The organism is Pseudovibrio sp. M1P-2-3, assembly GCF_031501865.1.
Lineage (GTDB): Bacteria > Pseudomonadota > Alphaproteobacteria > Rhizobiales > Stappiaceae > Pseudovibrio > Pseudovibrio corallicola.
The window spans coordinates 2,143,658-2,167,093 of sequence record NZ_JARRCW010000001.1 but is presented as its reverse complement, the minus strand read 5'-3'; the positions used below and the strand labels follow the sequence as shown (position 1 = coordinate 2,167,093).

At 53.3% G+C, this 23,436-nt stretch carries 10 protein-coding genes (1 of these 10 running past the window's edge); 5 read left to right on the top strand and 5 right to left on the bottom strand.

Annotated features, from left to right (window positions below):
• The 5 genes from P6574_RS09485 (at nt 1) to P6574_RS09465 (ending at nt 5,932) form a co-directional block, all read left to right on the top strand.
• Nucleotides 1-828 carry an alpha/beta hydrolase gene (locus tag P6574_RS09485; protein ID WP_310620070.1) on the top strand — a complete coding sequence of 276 codons (828 nt, stop codon included), beginning with the start codon at nt 1-3 and terminating at the stop codon, nt 826-828.
• Nucleotides 829-953: 125 nt separating this feature from the next.
• On the top strand, nt 954-1,196 hold the full coding sequence (locus tag P6574_RS09480; protein WP_310620069.1) for a hypothetical protein: 243 nt from the start codon (nt 954-956) through the stop codon (nt 1,194-1,196).
• 118 nt (nt 1,197-1,314) lie between these two features.
• The gene (locus P6574_RS09475) at nt 1,315-2,235 is read left to right on the top strand and encodes a tyrosine-type recombinase/integrase (RefSeq protein WP_310620068.1); all 921 of its coding nucleotides are present in this window, start codon (nt 1,315-1,317) and stop codon (nt 2,233-2,235) included.
• Nucleotides 2,232-3,785, top strand: a complete 1,554-nt coding sequence (locus tag P6574_RS09470; protein ID WP_310620067.1) for a hypothetical protein — start codon at nt 2,232-2,234, stop codon at nt 3,783-3,785. The genes P6574_RS09475 and P6574_RS09470 overlap by 4 nt, the downstream gene beginning before the upstream one ends.
• The gene (locus P6574_RS09465) at nt 3,782-5,932 is read left to right on the top strand and encodes a hypothetical protein (protein ID WP_310620066.1); all 2,151 of its coding nucleotides are present in this window, start codon (nt 3,782-3,784) and stop codon (nt 5,930-5,932) included. Before P6574_RS09470 ends, P6574_RS09465 begins: the two co-directional genes overlap by 4 nt.
• A gap of 451 nt (nt 5,933-6,383) precedes the next feature.
• On the opposite strand, the gene P6574_RS09460 is transcribed toward P6574_RS09465, so the two are convergent.
• The 5 genes from P6574_RS09460 to P6574_RS09445 form a co-directional block, all read right to left on the bottom strand.
• Complete coding sequence (locus tag P6574_RS09460; protein WP_310620065.1) at nt 6,384-6,851, bottom strand: acyl-CoA synthetase family protein; 468 nt, start codon at nt 6,849-6,851, stop codon at nt 6,384-6,386.
• Nucleotides 6,838-7,224, bottom strand: coding sequence for a hypothetical protein (locus P6574_RS22095; protein WP_405048164.1), 387 nt, complete (start codon nt 7,222-7,224; stop codon nt 6,838-6,840). The genes P6574_RS09460 and P6574_RS22095 overlap by 14 nt, the downstream gene beginning before the upstream one ends.
• 48 nt (nt 7,225-7,272) lie before the next feature.
• Nucleotides 7,273-8,025 (bottom strand): AMP-binding protein, encoded by a 753-nt coding sequence (locus P6574_RS22090; protein ID WP_405048088.1) that lies wholly within the window; start codon nt 8,023-8,025, stop codon nt 7,273-7,275.
• Nucleotides 8,026-8,241: 216 nt separating this feature from the next.
• Nucleotides 8,242-9,305, bottom strand: a protein-coding gene (locus P6574_RS09450; RefSeq protein WP_310619047.1) for an IS630 family transposase whose coding sequence is annotated in 2 segments (ribosomal slippage) — nt 8,242-8,822 and nt 8,822-9,305 — 1,065 coding nt in all. Because the reading frame shifts where the segments join, the coding sequence is not laid out codon by codon here.
• Between the two features lie 420 nt (nt 9,306-9,725).
• Nucleotides 9,726-23,436: the final stretch of a non-ribosomal peptide synthase/polyketide synthase gene (locus P6574_RS09445; protein ID WP_310620064.1), read on the bottom strand. 21,776 nt of this gene lie beyond the right edge of the window; 13,711 of the gene's 35,487 nt are visible here — the last part of the coding sequence; its start codon lies off the right edge, out of view; its stop codon occupies nt 9,726-9,728.

Here is a 23,436-nt window from a genome sequence, read left to right as displayed (position 1 = left end):
ATGGGAAATTATACATCTATAAAGGATTGGGATACCGCTTATAGTAATAGCCGTGCTGTTCCTGAGGCCCATCAAATATTCCAGTCGTGGGCAGCCTTGTCGGAGCGCTACCGTCAAGAGATGCCATGCGAGCTTGATATCGCATACGGCGGCGGGCAAAGAGAACGCTTCGATATTTTCCATTCTGCAAATAAACCACCAAAAGGATTAGTTGTTTATGTTCATGGCGGATATTGGAAAGCCTTTGATAAAAATTCTTCGAGTTTTATAGCTGGTGGGCTTAATAGTCATGGGTATTCCGTGGCTGTGCCAAGCTATAGTCTTTGTCCTCAAGTGAGTATATCAGATATTAGAAATCAAATAGCGAAATCAATTGAGTGCGCTGCTGAACGTATTGATGGCCCAATTATTTTGTCAGGCCATTCTGCTGGAGCTCAACTGGTTGCCCGGATGATCTGTGCAGATACACAACTTCCTGATTACATTTTGGGACGCATTCAAAATGTAGTTGGCATTAGCGGTGTCTATGATCTTAGACCCATAATAAACACAAGTATGAATCAAGAGCTCCTAATAGATGAAAAAGAAGCAAGAGTTGAAAGTCCATCTTTGAAAGACCCTGCAAGTGGCAAGAAGATGGCTTGCTGGGTTGGAGCGCAAGAGCTACCAGAGTTTTTGAAACAGAGCAGAGATCTCTATAGAAGTTGGAAGAACTCCGATTGCCATATTCAATATCAGGAAGCTCAGTTCCAAAACCACTTCACAGTACTTAGTGATATGACTGAAGCTGCAAGTCCTTTAGTAAGAGCACATCTCACTGAACTATAAATTTAGCCAATAAGTTCCATAATATATATTATCCGACACGACCAAGGTTTGAAATGTGGTGCGTATTTTTGTGTTTCCACGCACCAGCGGCTTAAGAAAGCCTCTAATCCAAATCCCGTTTGCGCTTGACCAAGTCGCCTCGCGGTTCCATGGTCTTGGCTATGACTGTGACCGTCCTAAGAACCAGTGAACTGGCAGCGCGTCTAAGTGAAGTGAGTTGCCTGGAGGATCAAACCGGCCTGCCACGCTATTGGGCCACGGTTTGGACAGCGTGCTGCGGCGCGCATTTGCAAGCCGCCACCATAAGAAAACATCTGTCACGCTCTCTACCGCTGCGCCCACCGGCAATGCGGCGCCGACTGCCTTGACCAGCTTCTGTTCGATCTGGATCTGGCTAAACTCGAGACCGTCGCCTCCGGCTTTTACACCGAAGAACACAATCGTGCCCTGCAATATAGGGTCGATACCTCGTCTCGGTGGAACAGCGTGCATCGGTTTTTACTCGATACCTTGCGTCTGGCTGTCGGGTCTGTAAACGACACTTCACGCGTTAGCGCGCTGCAGGCGTCACTGGGGCGTCTTGGCGTGCAACTGAAAAACCTGTCTCCGGCGCCCCATAGAAAGAAAACCCGTGCATTGCGTGCATTGCCGGCCATCGTCGTTGAGGAGCTCTATGATCTGGCGAACCCGGAAAGCACGAGAAACCCGTTCCGGACCGAAAGCGCCCGGTGGCGAAATTTCTGTATTATTCTTGCCATGCGGCATCAGGGACTACGGAGCGCTGAAGTGCTGTTGCAACCGGTGAGTGCCATCAAGCATCAGATCCATCCTCAAACGGGCAAGCCCACGTACTGGCTCAATGTCGACACACGATATGAAGACAACGACCCCCGCTGGTCACGGCCACCTAGGATAAAAACCAATAACAGTATTCGCCAGATTCCCGTTACGGCTGAACTGGCAGAGTACTTTCAATATTATGAAAGCTCGTTCCGCGGCCGTCACGCCCATCCAATGCTGTTCGTCAATCCGGCTGGCGCCCCTCTCTCCGGTCAAGCCGTTCTCGATATTTTTGCGGCCGTATCGAAAGTGTTGAGTGAGCCCGCCCGAAAAGCGCTGATCGCCAACATGCGGGATCCCGTTATTCGCGCCCATGACCTTCGCCACACCTGCGCGGTCCTGATGCTCACCCGTTTCCGCAAAAGCGGCATTGATGATGTTGAAGCCCAACAGAGGCTCAAAGCCTTTTTCGGTTGGTCCTACACCTCGCAAATGCCGCGCCATTATGCGCGGGCGTATTACGAAACCCGACTGGCGGCCGTCTGGCACCAGACCTTCGATGCCAATCTCCAGACCCTTCGCTCTCTTGATACTGAGCAGGAAGTTTGGTCGGGAGTAAGGTCATGAGCAATGCTTTCCAAGCCGATCCGAAAGAGGTGATTGAAAGCAAAATGGCTTTGGCGGAGGCCGTGAGCAGGTTACCGCCCCTGCCCTCCGTCATTCGCTACTACGACACTTACTTTGAAACAGTCCGCAGTATCGAAGCGCCGGCAACATCAATGCGCTGGCCCATCTGGCAAAATGGGGTTTTGTCTTCGATTGGTTTTGAGCGAATTGACCCTTCAGTCAAGCCGCTTTTGCAAGGCTGGGTCGTGTGGATGCTTATGAATTTAGAACCATACACCAGTATTGCTTATTATTATCGATTGCATTCCAATGCAGATTTAATACACGAAGTCATGCCGTTTCTATTTCTTGAACCTATAAAAGTAAAGTACTACTGGGAAACTTACGTGCTTTCTAAGTGTACTAATAATGAACTCACTATCGCACTAAAATCATTATTAAGTTATTTGTGCAATCAGGCAGTTGGTCCATGGTCTAATGAATATGCCATATTTGTTAGTGAGTTTTTACATGGAGGAAAACGAGACAAGTATCGGGCAGTCCGAGACGGTGAAGTCTTTCTCTCAACCCAGGAAGAGGCGCTGATTGTAGAATATTTCGATACTTTAAATGAAGCAATCAGAACGGGTCCCCAATCGATTGCCGACGACGAACTCAGAGACGCGTGTCTTTTGTATTGGAATTATCAACATGGGTTCCGATCGGTACAGTTATCCTTGATAAATTTGAATGATGTACGCCAACTTCCGTGGGAAGACGGTCCGCCGACGATCCATGTGACCTTTGAGTACGCCAAGCAAAGGACCGGAGCGAGCCGATATAATCCAGCGCAGAATCGGACAATGAACCGTGACTGGGTCTGGATGCTCTCTATATGGCTCGAGCGCCGAAAACAACGTCCAGAGTCACTGGAGTTGGATCGCCCAAACTCCCTTTTTGGCATGCCAAATGTCGAAATCGCCGATGCGATCTGTCGGTTGACTGAAAAAATCACGGGGCGTCGTCGAACCCCAACAGAATTACACCACACGGCGGCGCAACGTCAGGTCGATGCCGGGTGTTTCTCGTTGGAACTGGCCGAATTTATGCTGCACGCCCAGATTACCACAGGCCTAGTCTACTTCGACTTTTCCCCGACGCAAGCCGATCGCATCAATAAGGCCTTGGGGCTGTCACCTGTTTACAGTGCCCTTTCCGAAGTCATCAAAACCGGAAAAATTGACAAGGCAAAACTTCTGGGGTTGCCTAACGATCAACAAATTGTCGCCGCGCCGCACGGACGTCTTATTATCGGCATTGGCGGCTGCGGCATTGGCCAGAAAAGCTGCACAAAAAATCCTGGCCTTTCGTGCTATACCTGCCAGAAATTTATGCCACTGAACGAACGCGACGTTCATGAGGAGGCCCGCAATGCGGTTGAAGCTACCGTGCGGGAGTTCATTGCAGCCGCCAGATTTGACAAGGGAAACCCTGCTTTCATGCAGTTGCGTCGAACACTGGAAGCAATCGATCAAGTGCTCGATGATGTAGATCCCGAGGTCGGAACATGAGCAGCGTCGCTCAGGAAAATCTTCAAAGGTTTGTGCGTCTCCACCGCCAAATTGCGGAAGACCACGGTCTCACGTGGGCGCTGCCGTGCAATCCACTTGGTAAAATAGACAAATCGCAGAGATGGGACCTTAACGAGATGACCGGCGCCAGTGGCCCGAAAAACTACATTGGGGATTTCGGCTGCGATGATCGGGCGCTTTTATTGATCAATGAAAGACGCGCAACAGCCGGACAATCACTTTTACCGCATACAATTTTACCGCAAAGCTGGCGCGAGTTCATCAAGGCCGTCGCGGTGAAGGGGGCATTTCGGGATAAAACAAGCCCGAGTCATATTTCCAGGCAGACAGTTCGGTATATCCGTATTCTGGGGACCTGCGCTTACGGGAAAGACTTATGGAACCTGACGGCAGACGATGTCTGTTCAACACTGGAATTTGCCAAACAAATCAACACAGCTGTAACGAACCAAATCAGCTATATTGTAAAGCACTACATTGATGTTGAACATCTATCTGATTGCTCTCCCCTTCTCATTGAACGATTTTTGACGCAAAATAAATCCAATCGATCCCCCTTGCAAATCCGAAAGGAGTTGGAAGAGCGAAAACGGGCAGAACAGCTGCCGAACGCAAAAGCTTTTTGGGAATTGGTCCGTATTCTTTGGGAAGAAAAACCGGCAACTTTTTATGACCGTCTGCGCTTTGAAATGGCTAGGCTGCTGCTGCTGCTGGGACTACGCGGCACCGAAATCGCGTCGATACCGGAAGATTGTATAAGGTGGCGTGAATATTTCGATCCCAAGGGCAATCGCGCCGATACCCGTGGCGGGATCGGCAAGTCGCTGTGGTTGCGCATTTTTGCGCTCAAACAGGCGTTGAAATCCGAAAGCGGCCTGGCTCTTTATGAAACAACGATCAACATTGATCCGGAGTTCGAGCAAACTGTCTTGAGCTCCGTCGAACGGATAAAAATCTTGACAAAACCATTGCGGGAACGTCTCAGGCAGCAACGGCAAACCGGCCGGATCTTTCCAGAGTTCACTCCTGACAGTCTCGTTTCCCTGCTTGAGGTCTACACACGCTTGTCCGCGGACTACAATGGGAGCGGTCATGCTGTTATAATTTTAGACAAGATCGAAAGCCGGCAAATATTACGCAATGCAGCTGCGGACAAATTCCGTCGCAAAGGCAACGGCGGCTTTCGAAAAGCAGTCCGGAATTATTTTTCCAAGAAGTGTGGCGAGGCCAGAAAGCACGGTATCCCTCTTGTTTTCAGGCTTGCCGATGGCTGCGAAACGGGTCATGGTTTCAGGAAACTCCACGTCCGTATATCCGATCTGGAAGCCTGGGCGGCCAAGGCTATGCCAACAAAGCTCAGCGATGTGGAACCACTAAACCTCGACAGAGGACAAAAGCTCTATCCCGATGAACTGCTGTTGCTCGGCCCGAAACGGGTTATGATTGAGGAACGAGACGGGATTCCCTGTGATGTCAGGAAATATCCGTTTGTCGGCAACATGACGATCGTCGATGTTATAAATGGCTTAAGTCAAAAGGCATCCTGGGATCGTTTTGGCCAGCAAGATGGATCACTGTCTTTGTTCCAAAAGTACGGTGAAACCGCTGAGGATTGCGAGCACCTGATCGAAACCCACGATTTCCGGCATTTGTGGAACACAGAGATGTTTCGGGCCGGACTGGCCGACACAATCCTCAGCAAGCGGTTTAATCGGAAGAGCGTCGCACAAAGCTATGAATACGATCATCGAAGTTTGGCGGAAGAGCTTGATGTCATCACCGTTCCAGCTGAGCTTGATCCTCTGCTGCTGGGCAAAGCGCGCGACGTCTATAAGCTGATCATGACAGGGCGCGGCAAAGGCAAAATCGCGGACCAATTCATGAAAATTCAAAAAAACGAGGGAGAAGAAGTGAGCAGCGATCGTCTTTTTAGCGGCAGAAGCCGACGGATATCACATCACACCGTACGGAGCTTGTCTAAACTCGTTTGTGGCCGAGCCCTGCCCTCACCATCTCGAGTGTCTTGCTGGCTGTGTCCATCTCTATCGAATCGGCCTTCCAAGAGAGCAACGAGCCCTCGTGAAGCTGGAAAAGCGATATCTCGATCTGCTCAAAGCCCTCCATAAACATCCCGGGTCCGATGCTTCAAAACAAAATGCGCGCGAACACGCAGAGCGCCGTCTCAAAGGCATCCAGAAAGCCAAAGGAACGGCGCCGGGTGACCGTGTCTTTCCAGACGGCAAAGACCTGAGCAGACTGATCGATGGGACGTATAAAGGACCCTTACGTGACCCAACCTCATAACGATGACCCTTTCACCGGACCCGATGAGCGGATTGGCAGCGCCTGTCGATCACGGCTTCTGGAGGACGAAACCATTACGATCCGCAGCATCGCACGGGTACTTGGTGTTGCGCACACTACCTTATCGCGCAATCGGATAACGAAAGCACAAATCAATAAATGCGCTGCCATTCAGGAAAGTGCGCGAGTGATAGAAACCAAGCAGCGCAAAAGTGGGAAAGACCTGAGCGTTGCTCTTGCAAAGGCCAAACAGCGCATTGCAGTTTTGGAGCATCAGGTCGCTCTGCTGGCTGGCAGCCATAAGGCGATGATTGTTGCTGTTGGCGAGATCGGCGGCATGGACGGCTGGAAACGCTTCATACTAGAACGGCTCAGCTCATGCACAAACACAAGTTCTTCCCGTTCTTCCCGCTCCACCCCGAAAGCGATGGTGTGGTCATGGCCCAGAAGACTATCGCTGCTATTGGCTGTAATCTCCAGATCTGCTGCAAAATAGTTCTGCCCGCGAATGATCACCATTTCCTTCAATCGGCCCAACACATAAAGCTGACCGTTCCGCAAAGCTCCCAAATCTCCGGTACGCAGCCATGTGCAGCCGTTGTCATCATCATGCTTCCGCACCTGAAACACCTGAGATGTTAGCTCTGGCTTGTTCCAATAGCCACTGGTTGTAGACGGGCCGGACAACCAGATTTCGCCGACGGATCCTTGCGGTAGCTCCATACAACTATCCGGATCCACGATACAAAGTCGCTGCGTGTCCAGCACCTGCCCGCACGCCACCACCGCCCGTCTGCCCACCTGCCCTTTGCTCAAACGCTGTGCCCGGGTAGCTTTGAAAGCATTCCTCGGTTGCATGGTCGCCGCTTCCCTTGTATTTCCAAGGTTGGCGAGCTGTGGCCAATAACACCGATTCGGCCAATCCATAGGCAGGGCAAAATACTGAAGCCCTAAAGCCATTTGTGCAAAAAATGGAGCTAAACGTCTCCATAGTTGTTAGTTGCACCGACTCTGCAGCATTAAGCGCAAAGCGCAGGCTGGACAGGTCAAGCCCGAACCTTTGTTCTTCGGAAATCTGGTCACAGCACAGTTGATAGGCAAAGTTAGGAGCCATGGTCAGAGTGGAGCGGGTTTGGCTGATAATCTCCAGCCAACGTCTTGGCTATTGTACAAAGCTGGCTGGAGCCATCAGATGGGCGGGCACCCCCATGTAAAGCGGTAGCAATATCGTACCAATGAGGCCCAGATCATGGAACGGTGGTAACCAGCTGCACATGGCATCAACAACCTGTGTCCCGGTACTGTAACCACCGCTCATCAGCTTTTGAATAAGATTCAAATTCTCCAGAATTTGCTGGTGACTGGCCATCACCCCTTTGGGAAGGCCTGTGGTTCCTGAGGTGTATTGCAGGTAGGAAATAACATCCGCTTCAGATGTTACAGGTACCCAGTGTGCATGGCTCTGAAGCAAACATTGATCAACCGGCAAACATGCCAATTGTAGCTTTTGCTCCCAGTTGTGAAGCTGTCTCAATTGACTGCTTAGGCATAAGACACTGTGGGCCTTGGCATCCTGAAGGATCGCCCCCAGCCGTTCCATGTGCTTGCTGTTGCGCGGTGGGTAAGCTGGGACTGCAATAATACCGGCTAGTTGACAGGCAAAAAAGGCGATAATGTAATCTAGGCCCGGTGGGCAAACGATCAGCGCTCGTTCCCCTGGCTCTAGTCGCCGCGCCAACTGCGCGCCCAAAGCCCTTGCCTGTTGCCAAAGCTGCCCATAGGACACCTGCAACTGGCTGCCTGTTTGGGCAGCAGTAAACCGGTAAAACTGAAAAGCAAGGTGACCCGGTGTGGACTGTGCCGCATTCGCTAAAAGATCGACAAGGCTGTTTACTTGAAACGGTTTTACATCCATTTGGGTGCTCTTTGCTAACTAAAAGATCCCACCAGAAGGCATATGAATATATAAACTATCCCGCATTATTTAATGTTCACATATATCAAAGACGATATACCGTTAATACGCCATTGATTGGGTTCAAATGATGCAACAGTTAAGTACGGCCGAGTGAGTGTAGCTTAGCACACGCGGCTTTATCCAAGCCTCTCTTTCGAGTTATACCAACGGCACTTATAATTGACCTGTATGCGCCCAATTTCGTCTACCGATTGATGTGATTGTGTGGGGTTGTTGAATAAGCTTATTCCAAGCGGAACAGGCGGCATCGACAATTTCCTGGTAGTCTTGAAAGGTTCGGTTAGAGAGCCAGTTTTGCCGTAAGTACTGCCAAACATTTTCAACCGGGTTGAGCTCCGGAGAACGGGGTGGGAGCAGCAAGATGGTTATATTATCAGGCAACTTCAGTTTTGCCGTTGTATGCCAACCCGCTTGATCCATCAGGACCACTGCGTGCGCCCCTTTGGCGACGGTTCGGCTGATTTCTTTAAGGTGAAGCTGCATGGAATTGGTATTGGCTTTGGGCAAAACAAGTGCTGCCCCTTTGCCGTGGGCGGGGCAGATGGCCCCGAATACATAAGTTGATTGATAGCGCCCGTCGCTGGGAGCCCGTGGTCTCGTTCCTTTTTTTGCCCACCTTCTGGTGAGCCCATTTTTTTGACCAATGCGGGCTTCGTCCTGCCACCAGATTTCCATGGATGTTTGTGAGGGCAAGCGCGCTTTTATTTCTTTAAGCCGGGCATGGAAGTTTTTTTATATGTCTCCATAACTTGCTCGTCCTGTGCCGGGTGCTGTGGCCGAACGCTGACCCGAGAAAATCCCAGAACTCTGAGGAGGCTTGAAATAGCCCTTTCGCTATAGCTGACCCCAAACTTCTGCTCGATCACACCTTGCAGATCCCGCCGACGCCAGCGAATTACGCCGTGTTGTTGTAAATCAGGCCCAGCCTCAACCAGATCTGCAAATTCAGCCATTTGCTCTTTATTTAACCACCGGACACGGCCCGGGCTCTTACGATTGTACAGGCCGTGCGGCCCTTCTGCGTTAAACCGATGCACCCAGTCTCGCAGTGTTTGGCGGTCCATGCCGCCCATGCGTGCCGCCTCCAAGCGCGACAACCCATCATAAACAGCAGCAAGAGCAAGAAGGCGGCGGCTCTGCCTGACATCCTTACTTTGACAAGCAAGAGTTCGTAACGAAGAAGCATCATAGTCTCGGCGCAATGGGATCGCTGACATTGGGAATCTCCTTTCCCAATGTTGAATCACAATTCAAGTGATTTGGGAATCCTCATCCCGAGTCAAAAACAGGTGCCGTTGGTATTATCATCGCAATCTCTAGTGTCGAACTGTTGCGACGATCAGTTGAATTCACCCTGACTTCCCCTATAACTGTAAGGAATGAGACTGTCGTGTGAAGGCAGTGTCGCCAAGGTACGCTTTAGAGCGTGTCGATACAGATTGGTTTCGGGATTCCCTAAACCAGCAATTTGTGATTCCATGTCTCTGCGGGACTATACAATTACTTTGAATCACAAATTATTGGGTTTGTGAACCCTATTTGTAAACGGGACCTAGGTGGGACTAGACCAACGGTTACAATAAATCATGGTTAATATATAATTAAATTATATGCTTATGGCTATATCCAGTATGTATTTATGTGAGGTCTGTGATACATTCTCTAACGAGAGCTGCAGTTTTCGCGGCCTTATTCAAGTCAAACAACTCAGTATGTGCCAAGTGAATATCCATGGTATGAACTTCGAAGCATATATTAGACCAACCCAAATCAGGCTTTTTTTCACTTCTGATATTTTCTTGTGCTCGGATTATATACCCTATGCATTCCAGTGGCGTTGGATCAGGTCGCTGAAGCCATATTTCCCCGTGCGCAAGCGACATATCAACCAACATTTCAAGCTCTTTCTCTCCCAGAATAGAGTCTCCGGTCTCCTCAATTTCAGAGCTTATAAGATCTCGTTTAAGGTAGTCTCTTTTCTCACCTTCGCTCAAACCTTCTATAAATTCCTCCGACAAATCCCCACAAAATTCCTTAACCAAAACATCTAGGATATCCTTTGGGCTTTGTCTTGGTTCATTGAATGGATCGGTATCCAATATGATGAGTGCGTCAATTGGCCGGTTTACACTCTGAAATCTCAAGCCTACATCAAGAGCAACTTTTCCCCCCATTGACCAGCCAACAAATACCAGCGCGTCATATTTTTCCTTCTCCAATGCTTCAAAGTAGCAGGAAATCATTTCCTCATAGGTCTCAAACGGCACTTCATCTTGTCCAAGACCTCTGGCTTGTATACCAATTACATCCCCAAACTCTCCCCACTGGTTCACTATGACATCTTTGTTGTAGGGAGTCGCTATTCCTAGCAAAGGGGGAAAACACACAATTGCTCTAGAAGAAGGCCCAGTCTTCCTGAAAGGAACAAGAGGGGAGTACCCGGTCTGTGCATTATCAATACACTGGGCCAAGGCTCTCACCGTTGGCGCTTCAAATACAGTGCGAATGGCGACAGCCTTACCGATCGCGGCTGTCAGGCGCATAACTAGCTGAACAGCGCGAAGAGAATGTCCCCCGAGATTAAAGAAGCTATCTTCTCGTCCTACCTGTTCTACCCCAAGCAATTCACTAAAGGTTGAGGCAACCAGCTGTTCTGTAGCATTGGCTGGAGCCACAAACTGACTTTGCACCACCTCTACACTCACTTCAGGTAGGGCTTTACGATCCACTTTACCTGAAGAGGTCAATGGCAGACAAGACAGCCCCACAAACTGTGCGGGCACCATATGTTCGGGAAGAACACTTCTGAGGGAGTTTCGCACAGAACCCAGATCCGGAATCATGTCTAAACCTAGCACCAAATCATGTTTATCGTTCGTTCGTACATCAACAGCGCTGGTCGTGTTCTTTAGTATTTGCGGCACAATATAAGCGATCAAATCAATATCTGATTGATTATGCTTATCAAACGTTTTAGCCACAACGACAGCCTGCATAATGCTCGCTTGCGCTTGCAGCGCCGCCTCAATCTCACCCAGCTCTACCCGCATGCCGCGGATCTTGACCTGAGTATCGATGCGGCCAAGGAATTCCAGCGTGCCATCAGATCGCCAACAGGCCAGATCCCCGGTGCGATACAGCCGCGCCCCCGCTTTACCGGAAAACGGATCGGCAATGAACTTCTCCGCAGTTAACCCCGGCCGCACCAGATAGCCGCGGCTCACCTGAACCCCGCCAATCAGAAGTTCGCCAGAAACTCCGATCGGGACCGGCTGCCCCCATGGGTCCACCACATAAGCCTGCGTGTTGGCTACAGGAGCACCAATAGGGATCACCGTTTCGCTGCCAGTTGTTGGATAACATAAAACCTCAATGGTAGCCTCTGTTGGCCCATATAGGTTGATCAGCTCGGCCTCTTTCCCCGCTTTAGCAACGACCGCATGGAACCGTCTCACGCACGTTGCACTGAGGGCCTCTCCGCTTGTAAATATCGTCTGTAATGAGGTTAGGCTCTCAAGCTCCTCTCCGGCTTCTAAAGACGCCACGTAGGGCTCAAACAGGCTTGGCACGAAGTGAATTACACTCACTCCGTTGTCCACTATGGCCTGACATACTAGGTCAACCTGCCGGTGAGCATTTGGCGCCAATATTACCACCCGCGCACCGCAGGTTACTCCCCAGAACAGCTCCCAGACCGAGACATCAAAGGTGTAAGGTGTCTTTTGTAAAAGCACATCCTCAGGCCCCAACGGCACCATTTCTTGCATCCATGCCAAGCGGTTACTAAGCCCTTTATGACAGACCATCACCCCTTTTGGGGTGCCAGTGGAACCGGAAGTGTAGATCACATAGGCAAAAGAGCTGAAGCTACTTGCGTTGAGTTGGCCATCCAGCGTAGGCGTTTTACCGTTGAACGCCAATAACTCTTGCCTAACATCGACATCATCCAGAACGACCAGATGTCCCCCACCTGCTTTCTCACCCAGGGCACTAACCTTCATCACGCTACATTGTGTGAAGACTACCCTTACCCTGGCATCTTTCAGCATAAAGGCGAGGCGCTCTGGCGGATAGTCTGGGTCCAGCGGCAGGTAGGCGCCGCCTGCTTTCCAAATGGCCAGCAAGGTGATGATCAGCTGGGCGGAGCGTTCCAGACACACCCCCACCACCTGTTCCGGTCCCACCCCTTGACAGATCAGATACCGGGCCAGACGGTTGGAGGCCGCATCCAACTCGCCATAGCTCAGCTGGTGTGCCCCATCCACCACCGCAACAGCGTCAGGCCGTAGGCGGGCTTGCGCTTCGAACAACTCCACAACCGTTTGATCCTCTGGGTAACTCACGTGTGTGTCGTTAAAGCCGTGCAGAAGATGCTCACGCTCTGCCCCATCCAAAAGCTGAAGCAACGCAACGGGTGTGTCAGGTGTTTGCAACGCGGAAGTTAAGAACCGCTGCAACATGGCCCCGAGGCGTTGGACTGTATCCTCGTCAAAGACATCTGTGGCATACTCCATGGAGAGGATCACACCTGAGGTGCAGGGGTTAATATCCATCGTCAGATCATATTTCGAGATCGGCGGATGTGAGCCCTCAAGGTACTCCGCCTCAACCCCGTCCAGCAGCTCAGCTCCTTCATCGCGAAACGCATGCATCACCAACAGCACCTGAAACACCGGGGTGATGTTGGCAGCTGTGTCCTCCAAAGCGGAAACAACCTGTTCAAAGGGAACATACTGATGGCTAAAGGCATCCTGCACGCAGGTACGGGCCTGTGTCACCAAACTCTCAAAACTCTCTTGCCCATCAACCGGCAGGCGCAGGGCTAATGTATTACCAAAGTAGCCAAACTCGGGCCACAAGGCCGCATCGGGCTTCATCACATGCGGCGTGCCCAGAACAATGTCCTGATTACCACAGACCCTGGCAAGGAAGCTGGAAAGCGCCGCCACAAACACCATGAAGGGCGTGGCCTCAAGGCGGGCGGCAAACGCCTCCACTTGCCGCCACTGGTCCGGGTCCAGTCCCGGTGTGATAATCCGGCGTCCGGCAAAGCTGCGCTGCTGCGGCCGCGGCCGATCAAACGGTAAGTCCAACGCTTGTGGTATGCCAGACAGGGTCTGTTGCCACCACTGCAGCTCTTCAGCCAATACCGGCGCCATCGCCTCGGACCGCTGCCAGGCGGCATAGTCTGCATAGTGTAGCGGTAAGGGGGGCAAGGTAGCTGGTCGTCCCTCTTTGGCGGCCTGATACAGCGCGGCAAAATCGGTCGGCAGCACATGACTGAGCGACCAGTTGTCCCCCACACTGTGATGGGTGGCCAGACACCACACATGAACGGTTGGCGAGAGCTTGAGCACCAGCGAGCGACAGGGGTGATCAGTGCTCAGATCATAGGCGGCGGCGAGCAGCCGTGCACCGCGCTGCTGTGCTTTCTCCAGCAACACCTCCAATGGCTGCCCCTCTTGTGACCAATCCTCAAACACGTTCTGCAGACTTTCGGGCGGATCAATCTCCTGCCACAGGCGGGTATCGCGGCTGACCAGCCGGGTGCGCAGCACCTCATAGCGCTCCAACACCCCTTGTACCGCCTGACGAAGGGCCTGTGTGTCCACAGCCCCGCGCACGATCAACGGCAGGCCCTCATTGTAGACCGGCTGCCCCTCAAAGCGGGCATTGGCCAGCCACATGCGCTCTTGCTCGAACGAGGCCGGAATAGGCGCCTTGCGATCCACCGGCTCCACAGCTGGCAACGGCTTGTCAAAACGCTCCTCAAGCCGTGTAGCCAGCTGGCGGGCACTGGGGCTTTCAAACACAAGGCGCACCGGCACGTGCATACCAAGGGCTTTTTCCAGCCGCAGCGCCAACTGGGCGGCAAAAATAGAATGGCCCCCGATCTCGAAGAAGTTATCATCAAGTCCCACCCGCTCCAGAGAACGGCGATCATGGGCAACCACATCGCGCATGATCTGGCAGATCAGCTCTTCATGCTGGGTTCGCGGCGCCACAAAGCCCACTTGCACGGTTGTTCCTGCCACATCCGGCAGGCCTTTGCGGTCTACTTTTCCTGACGGCGTGAGTGGCAGGCACGACAACCCGACAAACTGGGAAGGTATCATATGGCCGGGCAAGATAGAGGCCAGACCCGAGCGCACCTGCGCCGCATCCAGCACGCTCTCCAGTCTCAAAATATACATGGCCTGCAGGTCCGTCTCTCCACCACTCTCAACCGAATGGTCAAGCGCACAGGCCACCAGATCTTCCGTCCTACCTTGCGGCACCACATAGGCCACGAGAGAAACATCCTCTATTGAGGTCCCTTCAAAACTGCGTGCCACAACAACAGCCTGAACAATGCCCGCTTGCGCTTGCAGCGCCGCTTCGATCTCCCCCAGCTCCACCCGCATGCCGCGGATCTTGACCTGAGTATCCATACGGCCAAGGAATTCCAGCGTGCCATCAGATCGCCAGCGGGCCAGATCCCCGGTGCGATACAGCCGCGCCCCCGCTTTGCCGGAAAACGGATCTGCGATGAACTTCTCAGCAGTTAACCCCGGCCGCACCAGATAGCCGCGGCTCACCTGAACCCCGCCAATCAACAGTTCACCAGAAACTCCAATCGGGACAGGCTGGACCCTTGCGTCCACCACATAGGCCTGCGTGTTGGGCACAGGAGAACCAATGGACACCACGTCCTCAGTACCTATGGTCTGATACGCCGTCACGTCAATGGTGGTCTCGGTGGGGCCGTAAAGGTTGACCAGTGCGGTGGAGCATCGCTCTTGAACTAAAATTTCATGAAAGCTCCTTACACAAGAAAGTGGCAGCGCTTCGCCACTAGTCACCACCGCCCGCAGCGTAGCAAGGCTCTCACGATCTTTGCCAACCTTCAAATCATCCAAATAACTAGCAAACAGGCTGGGTACAAAATGCAAGACACTCACCTTGTGCAAACACATTGTCTGCCACACCAAATCAGTGTCCCGGTGCCCCCCTGGGGGGAGCATCACCACTTGTGCACCATGGCAGGCCCACCAGAACAGCTCCCAGACTGATACATCAAAGGTGTAAGGTGTCTTTTGTAACAGGACATCCTCAGGCCCCAAAGGCAGCATCTCCTGCATCCATGCCAGGCGGTTAGAAAGTCCTTTATGGCTGATCATCACGCCTTTGGGGCTGCCGGTGGAACCAGAGGTATAGATCACATAGGCAAGGGAGCGGGTCCTCAGTAAACTCTCTGAGTAATTTTGTGTAAGCACTTTGCCGCTGAACGCCATTAACAATTGTCTAACATCAATATCATCCAGAACAACCAGACGTATCTCGCCTGCTTTCGCATTCAGGGCAGCAGCTTCCCTCATATTACGGTGGGTGAGAACCACCCTCACCCCAGCGTCTCCCAGCATGAAAGCGAGGCGCTCTGGCGGATACTCTGGATCCAGCGGCAGGTAGGCGCCGCCCGCCTTCCAGATCGCCAGCAAGGTGATGATCAGCTCACTTGAGCGCTCCAGACACACGCCGACTACCTGCTCTAATCCCACCCCTTGACGGATCAGATACCGGGCCAGACGGTTGGAGGCCGCATCCAATTCGCCATAGCTCAGCTGGTGTTCCCCATCCACCACCGCAACAGCGTCAGGCCGTAGGCGGGCTTGCGCCTCAAACAACTCCACAACCGTTTGATCCTCTGGGTAACTCACGTGTGTGTCGTTAAAGCCGTGCAGCAGCTGCTCACGCTCTGCCCCATCCAAAAGCTGAAGCAACGCAACGGGTGTGTCAGGTGTTTGCAACGCGGAAGTTAAGAACCGCTGCAGCATGGCCCCGAGGCGTTGGACAGTTTTCTCGTCAAAGACATCTGTGGCATACTCCATGGAGAGGATCACACCTGAGGTGCAGGGGTTGATATCCACCGTCAGATCATATTTCGAGATCGGCGGATGTGAGCCCTCAAGGTACTCCGCCTCAACCCCGTCCAGCAGCACTGCTCCTTCATCGCGAAACGCATGCATCACCAACAGCACCTGAAACACCGGGGTGATGTTGGCAGCTGTGTCCTCCAAAGCGGAAACAACCTGTTCAAACGGCACATACTGATGGGCGAAGGCGTCCTGCACACAGGTACGGGCTTGTGTCACCAACCCCTCAAAACTCTCTTGCCCATCAACCGGCAGGCGCAGGGCTAATGTATTACCAAAGTAGCCAAACTCGGGCCACAAGGCCGCATCGGGCTTCATCACATGCGGCGTGCCCAGAACAATGTTCTGATTACCACAGACCCGGGCAAGAAAGCTGGAAAGCGCTGCCACAAACACCATAAATGGCGTGGCTTCATGACGGGCGGCAAACGCCTCCACTTGCCGCCACTGGTCCGGGTCCAGTCCCGGTGTGATAATCCGGCGTCCGGCAAAGCTGCGCTGTTGCGGCCGCGGCCGATCAAACGGTAAGTCCAACGCTTGTGGTATGCCAGACAGGGTCTGTTGCCACCACTGCAGCTCTTCAGCCAATACCGGCGCCATCGCCTCGGACCGCTGCCAGGCGGCATAGTCTGCATAGTGTAGCGGTAAGGGGGGCAAGGTAGCTGGTCGTCCCTCTTTGGCGGCCTGATACAGCGCGGCAAAATCGGTCGGCAGCACATGACTGAGCGACCAATTGTCCCCCACACTGTGATGGGTGGCCAGACACCACACATGAACGGTTGGCGAGAGCTTGAGCACCAGCGAGCGACAGGGGTGATCAGTACTCAGATCATAGGCTGCGGCGAGCAGCCGGGCACCGCGCTGCTGTGCCCGCTCCTGCAACGCCTCCAATGGCTGCCCCTCTTGTGACCAATCCTCAAACACGTTCTGCAGACTTTCGGGCGGATCAATCTCCTGCCACAGGCGGGTATCGCGGCTGACCAGCCGGGTGCGCAGCACCTCATAGCGCTCCAACACCCCTTGTACCGCCTGACGAAGGGCCTGTGTGTCCACAGCCCCGCGCAAGATCAACGGCAGGCCCTCATTGTAGACCGGCTGCCCTTCAAAGCGGGCATTGGCCAGCCACATGCGCTCTTGCTCGAACGAGGCGGAAATGGGCGCCTTGCGATCCACCGGCTCCACAGCTGGTAACGGCTTGTCAAAACGCTCCTCAAGCCGTGTAGCCAGCTGGCGGGCACTGGGGCTTTCAAACACAAGACGTACCGGCACGTGCATACCAAGGGCTTTTTCCAGCCGCAGCGCCAACTGGGCGGCAAAAATAGAATGCCCCCCGATCTCGAAGAAGTTATCATCAAGTCCCACCCGCTCCAGAGAACGGCGATCATGGGCAACCACATCGCGCATGATTTGGCAGATCAGCTCTTCATGCTGGGTTCGCGGCGCCACAAAGCCCACTTGCACGGTTGTTCCTGCTACATCCGGCAGGCCTTTGCGGTCCACTTTTCCTGACGGCGTGAGTGGCAGGCACGACAACCCGACAAACTGGGAAGGTATCATATGGCCGGGCAAGGTAGAGGCCAGACCCGAGCGCACCTGCGCCGCATCCAGCACGCTCTCCAGTCTCAAAATATACATGGCCTGATGGTCCGTCTCTCCATCACTCTCAACCGAATGGTCAAGCGCACAGGCCACCAGATCTTCCGTCCTACCTTGCGGCACCACATAGGCCACGAGAGAAACATCCTCTCTTGAGGTCCCTTCAAAACTGCGTGCCACAACAACAGCCTGAACAATGCCCGCTTGCGCTTGCAGCGCCGCCTCAATCTCCCCCAGCTCCACCCGCATGCCGCGGATTTTGACCTGAGTATCCATACGGCCAAGGAATTCCAGCGTGCCATCAGATCGCCAGCGGGCCAGATCCCCGGTGCGATACAGCCGCGCCCCCGCTTTGCCGGAAAACGGATCTGCGATGAACTTCTCAGCAGTTAAACCGGAACGCCTTAGGTAGCCGCGGCTCACCTGAACCCCGCCAATCAGCAGTTCGCCAGAAACTCCGATCGGGACCGGCTGCCCCCATGGGTCCACCACATAAGCCTGCGTGTTGGCTACAGGAGCACCAATAGGGATCACCGTTTCGCTGCCAGTTGTTGGATAACATAAAACCTCAATGGTAGCCTCTGTTGGCCCATATAGGTTGATCAGCTCGGCCTCTTTCCCCGCTTTAGCAACGACCGCATGGAACCGTCTCACGCACGTTGCACTGAGGGCCTCTCCGCTTGTAAATATCGTCTGTAATGAGGTTAGGCTCTCAAGCTCCTCTCCGGCTTCTAAAGACGCCACGTAGGGCTCAAACAGGCTTGGCACGAAGTGAATTACACTCACTCCGTTGTCCACTATGGCCTGACATACTAGGTCAACCTGCCGGTGAGCATTTGGCGCCAATATTACCACCCGCGCACCGCAGGTTACTCCCCAGAACAGCTCCCAGACCGAGACATCAAAGGTGTAAGGTGTCTTTTGTAAAAGCACATCCTCAGGCCCCAACGGCACCATTTCTTGCATCCATGCCAAGCGGTTACTAAGCCCTTTATGACAGACCATCACCCCTTTTGGGGTGCCAGTGGAACCGGAAGTGTAGATCACATAGGCAAAAGAGCTGAAGCTACTTGCGTTGAGTTGGCCATCCAGCGTAGGCGTTTTACCGTTGAACGCCAATAACTCTTGCCTAACATCGACATCATCCAGAACGACCAGATGTCCCCCACCTGCTTTCTCACCCAGGGCACTAACCTTCATCACGCTACATTGTGTGAAGACTACCCTTACCCTGGCATCTTTCAGCATAAAGGCGAGGCGCTCTGGCGGATAGTCTGGATCCAGCGGCAGGTAGGCGCCGCCTGCTTTCCAAATGGCCAGCAAGGTGATGATCAGCTGGGCGGAGCGTTCCAGACACACCCCCACCACCTGTTCCGGTCCCACCCCTTGACAGATCAGATACCGGGCCAGACGGTTGGAGGCCGCATCCAATTCGCCATAGCTCAGCTGGTGTTCCCCATCCACCACCGCAACAGCGTCAGGCCGTAGGCGGGCTTGCGCTTCGAACAACTCCACAACCGTTTGATCCTCTGGGTAACTCACGTGTGTGTCGTTAAAGCCGTGCAGAAGATGCTCAAACTCATCCTCACCCAAAAGCGAGTGATCATAAAGACAAGCTTGTGGGGCCTGCACGACCTGCTGTAGTAATCGGCAGTATTGAGCAGCAATACGCTCCACCGTTTGCTGGTCAAACACTTGTGTGGCATAAAATACATTGCCCTCAAGACCACCATCGGTTTCCACACACTCAAAGGCCAGTTCAAACTTTGCTGCCGGGGGCGGGGCCTGCGTAAAACCAGAGATCTCGACTTCTCCTAAATGGGGTTCAAACTCCACCTCAGGAGTATTTTGTAAAATAAAAGCCACCTGTGCCACCGGCGCATGCTGCATGGAACGCACTGGTTCCAGAGCCTGTACCACCGCTTCAAACGGAATTTGGGCATGAGCAAAGGCAGATAACACCACTTCCCGTGTCCGCTGCAGATGCTCTTCAAAGGAACTGGTTAAGTCCACACGGTTGCGCAGCGTCAAGGTGTTAACAAAGAACCCGATCAAGCCTTCGAGCTCAGGCCGGTAACGTCCGGCCTCTGGACTGGCCACCACCACATCCCTGCCCGCCCCAAGGCGGGCCAGCAACACTGCAAACACTGTTTCCAGCACCATGAACAAGGTAGCGGAATGGGACTGTCCCATTTGCTTGAGCTTCGAGTTCAGCTCTTCTGGCACAGTAAATGTTACCACGCTCCCTTGATAGTCCATGGTCTTTGGCCGCGGATGGTCAAAAGGCAGTGTGATGGCTTCCGGTACTCCAGACAGCTCTTCACGCCACCACGAGAGCTCCTTCTCCAATCGCCCCTGACTTAAAACCTGCCGTTGCCACTCCGCATAGTCGGGGTATTGTACCGTAAGGGAGCGCAAACGGGCCACCTCCCCTGTCATCGCTTCTCGGTAAAGCGCAGAGAGTTCGCGCCATAATATTCCCAAAGACCAGCCATCCAACACACTGTGATGGCCGCCTATCACCAACACATGCGTGTGGGAGGCAATACGGAGTAGGGTCACACGGAACAGGGGGCCCTTCATCAGATCAAAGGGACGTCCCAACAGGTCCTGAACCTGTGAAACCAGTGCACCCTCGCTTACCCCATGGCTATCCTCCACGACCAAAACACCAGTTCCCGGCACATCTTTGATAACTTGACAGGGCTGATCGTTCTCACCGGTCTCAAAGACCGTGCGTAAAGCTTCATGGCGACTGACCAAGGCTCCAAAGGCCTGGTCCAGTGCATCCAGGTCCAGCCGACCTTCCAATAGAAATGCCCCTTCAATATGGTAGGCAGCGCCAGCCCGTTCATCCAACTGATCCAAAAACCACAAGCGTTCTTGTTGGAACGATAGCGGCAGCGGATGAGCCCGGTCAGCTGGCACCAGAGGGACATACTCAGAGGCCAATTGGGTGTGATCCAGATAGACAGCCAGTTCAACAACCGTGGGCGCTTCAAACACATGGCGAATGGCAACGTTCTTACCGGTTGCCGCCTGTAGCCGGGTAACCAGCTGGACAGCACGAAGCGAATGACCGCCAAGGGCAAAGAAATTATCCTCCCGTCCCACTTGCTCCACCCCAAGTAGTTCACTGAAGATTGCGGCAATCAGCTGTTCTGTCGCGTTGGCTGGCGCCACAAACCGGCTTTGCACCACCTCTCCACTCACATCCGGCAGGGCCTTGCGGTCCACTTTGCCCGACGGCGTGAGTGGCACACAAGACAGCCCGATAAACTGGGTTGGCACCATGTGGTCAGGAAGGTGCCGTTTAAGGGCAGCACGTAGAGCAACCAGATCAATCAAACCCACCAAACTCAGTTGGGCAGAGGTGGGTGCGTTTCCTTCCCTTGCCTGTGTGTTTGATGTCTGTGAAGAAGAAGGACCTTCCCCATTTTGTAAAGCACTGGGCACCACATAGGCCACCAGCTGTGTTTGGGTTCCCTGTGGGTCCTGCGAGCTGGTGGCTACGACAATGGCTTGACGGATGCCCTCTTGCGATTGCAAGACCGCCTCGATCTCCCCCAGCTCCACCCGCATGCCACGGATTTTGACCTGAGTATCGATGCGGCCCAGATACTCCAGCGTACCATCTGGTCGCCAGCGAGCTAGGTCCCCGGTGCGGTACAGCCGCGCCCCCAATTTACCGGAAAACGGATCGGCGATGAACTTCTCAGCAGTTAAACCAGAACGACCCAGATACCCTCGGCTCACCTGCATCCCACCGATGAGCAGTTCGCCTGCAACACCAATGGGAACTGGCTGCCCCCATGGGTCCACCACATACGTCTGCGTGTTAGATACTGGTGCGCCAAGCTGAGGAGGCTGCTGTTTTTGTAACTGGCAAGCCATTACAAAAATGGTTACTTCAGAAGGGCCATAATAACTCACCATATGCGCAGTTTCACTATAATGATCAATGAGGTTCTGGCTACATTTCTCTCCACCTACATCAATATACGGCACCGTTAGCACTACACTCTCAAATGTTGCCAACCGTGAAGGAGTAAGAAAAATATGCGTTACACTGTTCTCTTTCATAATTTTGACTAAGGCTTCAGGAGTTCGTTTTTGCCCTCCGTCGATAACCAGAACACCGCCCACACTCAGGACAGGCAGAAGTTCAAATAAAGAAGCGTCGAAACAGAGGGGCGTATTGGACAGAACCCTGTCTCCGAATTTTAAACTGCGCTTATCAATTGCAACTCTTGTATTGTTATAAAGGCTGTCGTGGGCAACAAATATCCCTTTTGGGTGTCCGGTTGAGCCAGATGTATAAATGACATAAGCCAAATCATCAGGCTTCAATTTGTACTTATAACTGGGCTCTGAAACACTATCTTTTGGAGTACAAGCTAGTGGCCCACTGATGGGTTGTTGATCAACCATCACGCACGAAATATTTAATTTCGCCTTAAGTATCTCAATAATTGAACTATATCGGGAGTGTGAAAACAGAAGTTGACTATTTGCCCCTCCCAGCATGAAGGCGAGGCGCTGGTGTGGATAGTCGGGGTCTAGCGGCAGGTAGGCTCCGCCTGCCTTCCAGATGGCCAGCAAGGTGATGATCAGCTCACTTGAGCGCTCCAGACACACGCCGACTACCTGCTCTAATCCCACCCCTTGACGGATCAGATACCGGGCCAGACGGTTGGAGGCCGCATCCAATTCGCCATAGCTCAGCTGGTGTTCCCCATCCACCACCGCAACAGCGTCAGGCCGTAGGCGGGCTTGCGCCTCAAACAACTCCACAACCGTTTGATCCTCTGGGTAACTCACGTGTGTGTCGTTAAAGCCGTGCAGCAGCTGCTCACGCTCTGCCCCATCCAAAAGCTGAAGCAACGCAACGGGTGTGTCAGGTGTTTGCAATGCAGAAGTTAAGAACCGCTGCAGCATGGCCCCGAGGCGATGGACAGTTTTCTCGTCAAAGACATCTGTGGCATACTCCATGGAGAGGATCACACCTGAGGTGCAGGGGTTGATATCCACCGTCAGATCATATTTCGAGATCGGCGGATGTGAGCCCTCAAGGTACTCCGCCTCAACCCCGTCCAGCAGCACTGCTCCTTCATCGCGAAACGCATGCATCACCAACAGCACCTGAAACACCGGGGTGATGTTGGCAGCTGTGTCCTCCAAAGCGGAAACAACCTGTTCAAACGGAACATACTGATGGGTAAAGGCGTCCTGCACGCAGGTACGGGCCTGTGTCACCAAACTCTCAAAACTCTCTTGCCCATCAACCGGCAGGCGCAGGGCTAATGTATTACCAAAGTAGCCAAACTCGGGCCACAAGGCCGCATCGGGCTTCATCACATGCGGCGTGCCCAGAACAATGTCCTGATTACCACAGACCCTGGCAAGGAAGCTGGAAAGCGCCGCCACAAACACCATGAAGGGCGTGGCCTCAAGGCGGGCGGCAAACGCCTCCACTTGCCGCCACTGGTCCGGGTCCAGTCCCGGTGTGATAATCCGGCGTCCGGCAAAGCTGCGCTGCTGCGGCCGCGGCCGATCAAACGGCAAGTCCAACGCTTGTGGTATGCCAGACAGGGCCTGTTGCCACCACTGCAGCTCTTCAGCCAATACCGGTGCCATCGCCTCGGACCGCTGCCAGGCGGCATAGTCTGCATAGTGTAGCGGTAAGGGGGGCAAGGTAGCTGGTCGTCCCTCTTTGGCGGCCTGATACAGCGCGGCAAAATCGGTCGGCAGCACATGACTGAGCGACCAATTGTCCCCCACACTGTGATGGGTGGCCAGACACCACACATGAACGGTTGGCGAGAGCTTGAGCACCAGC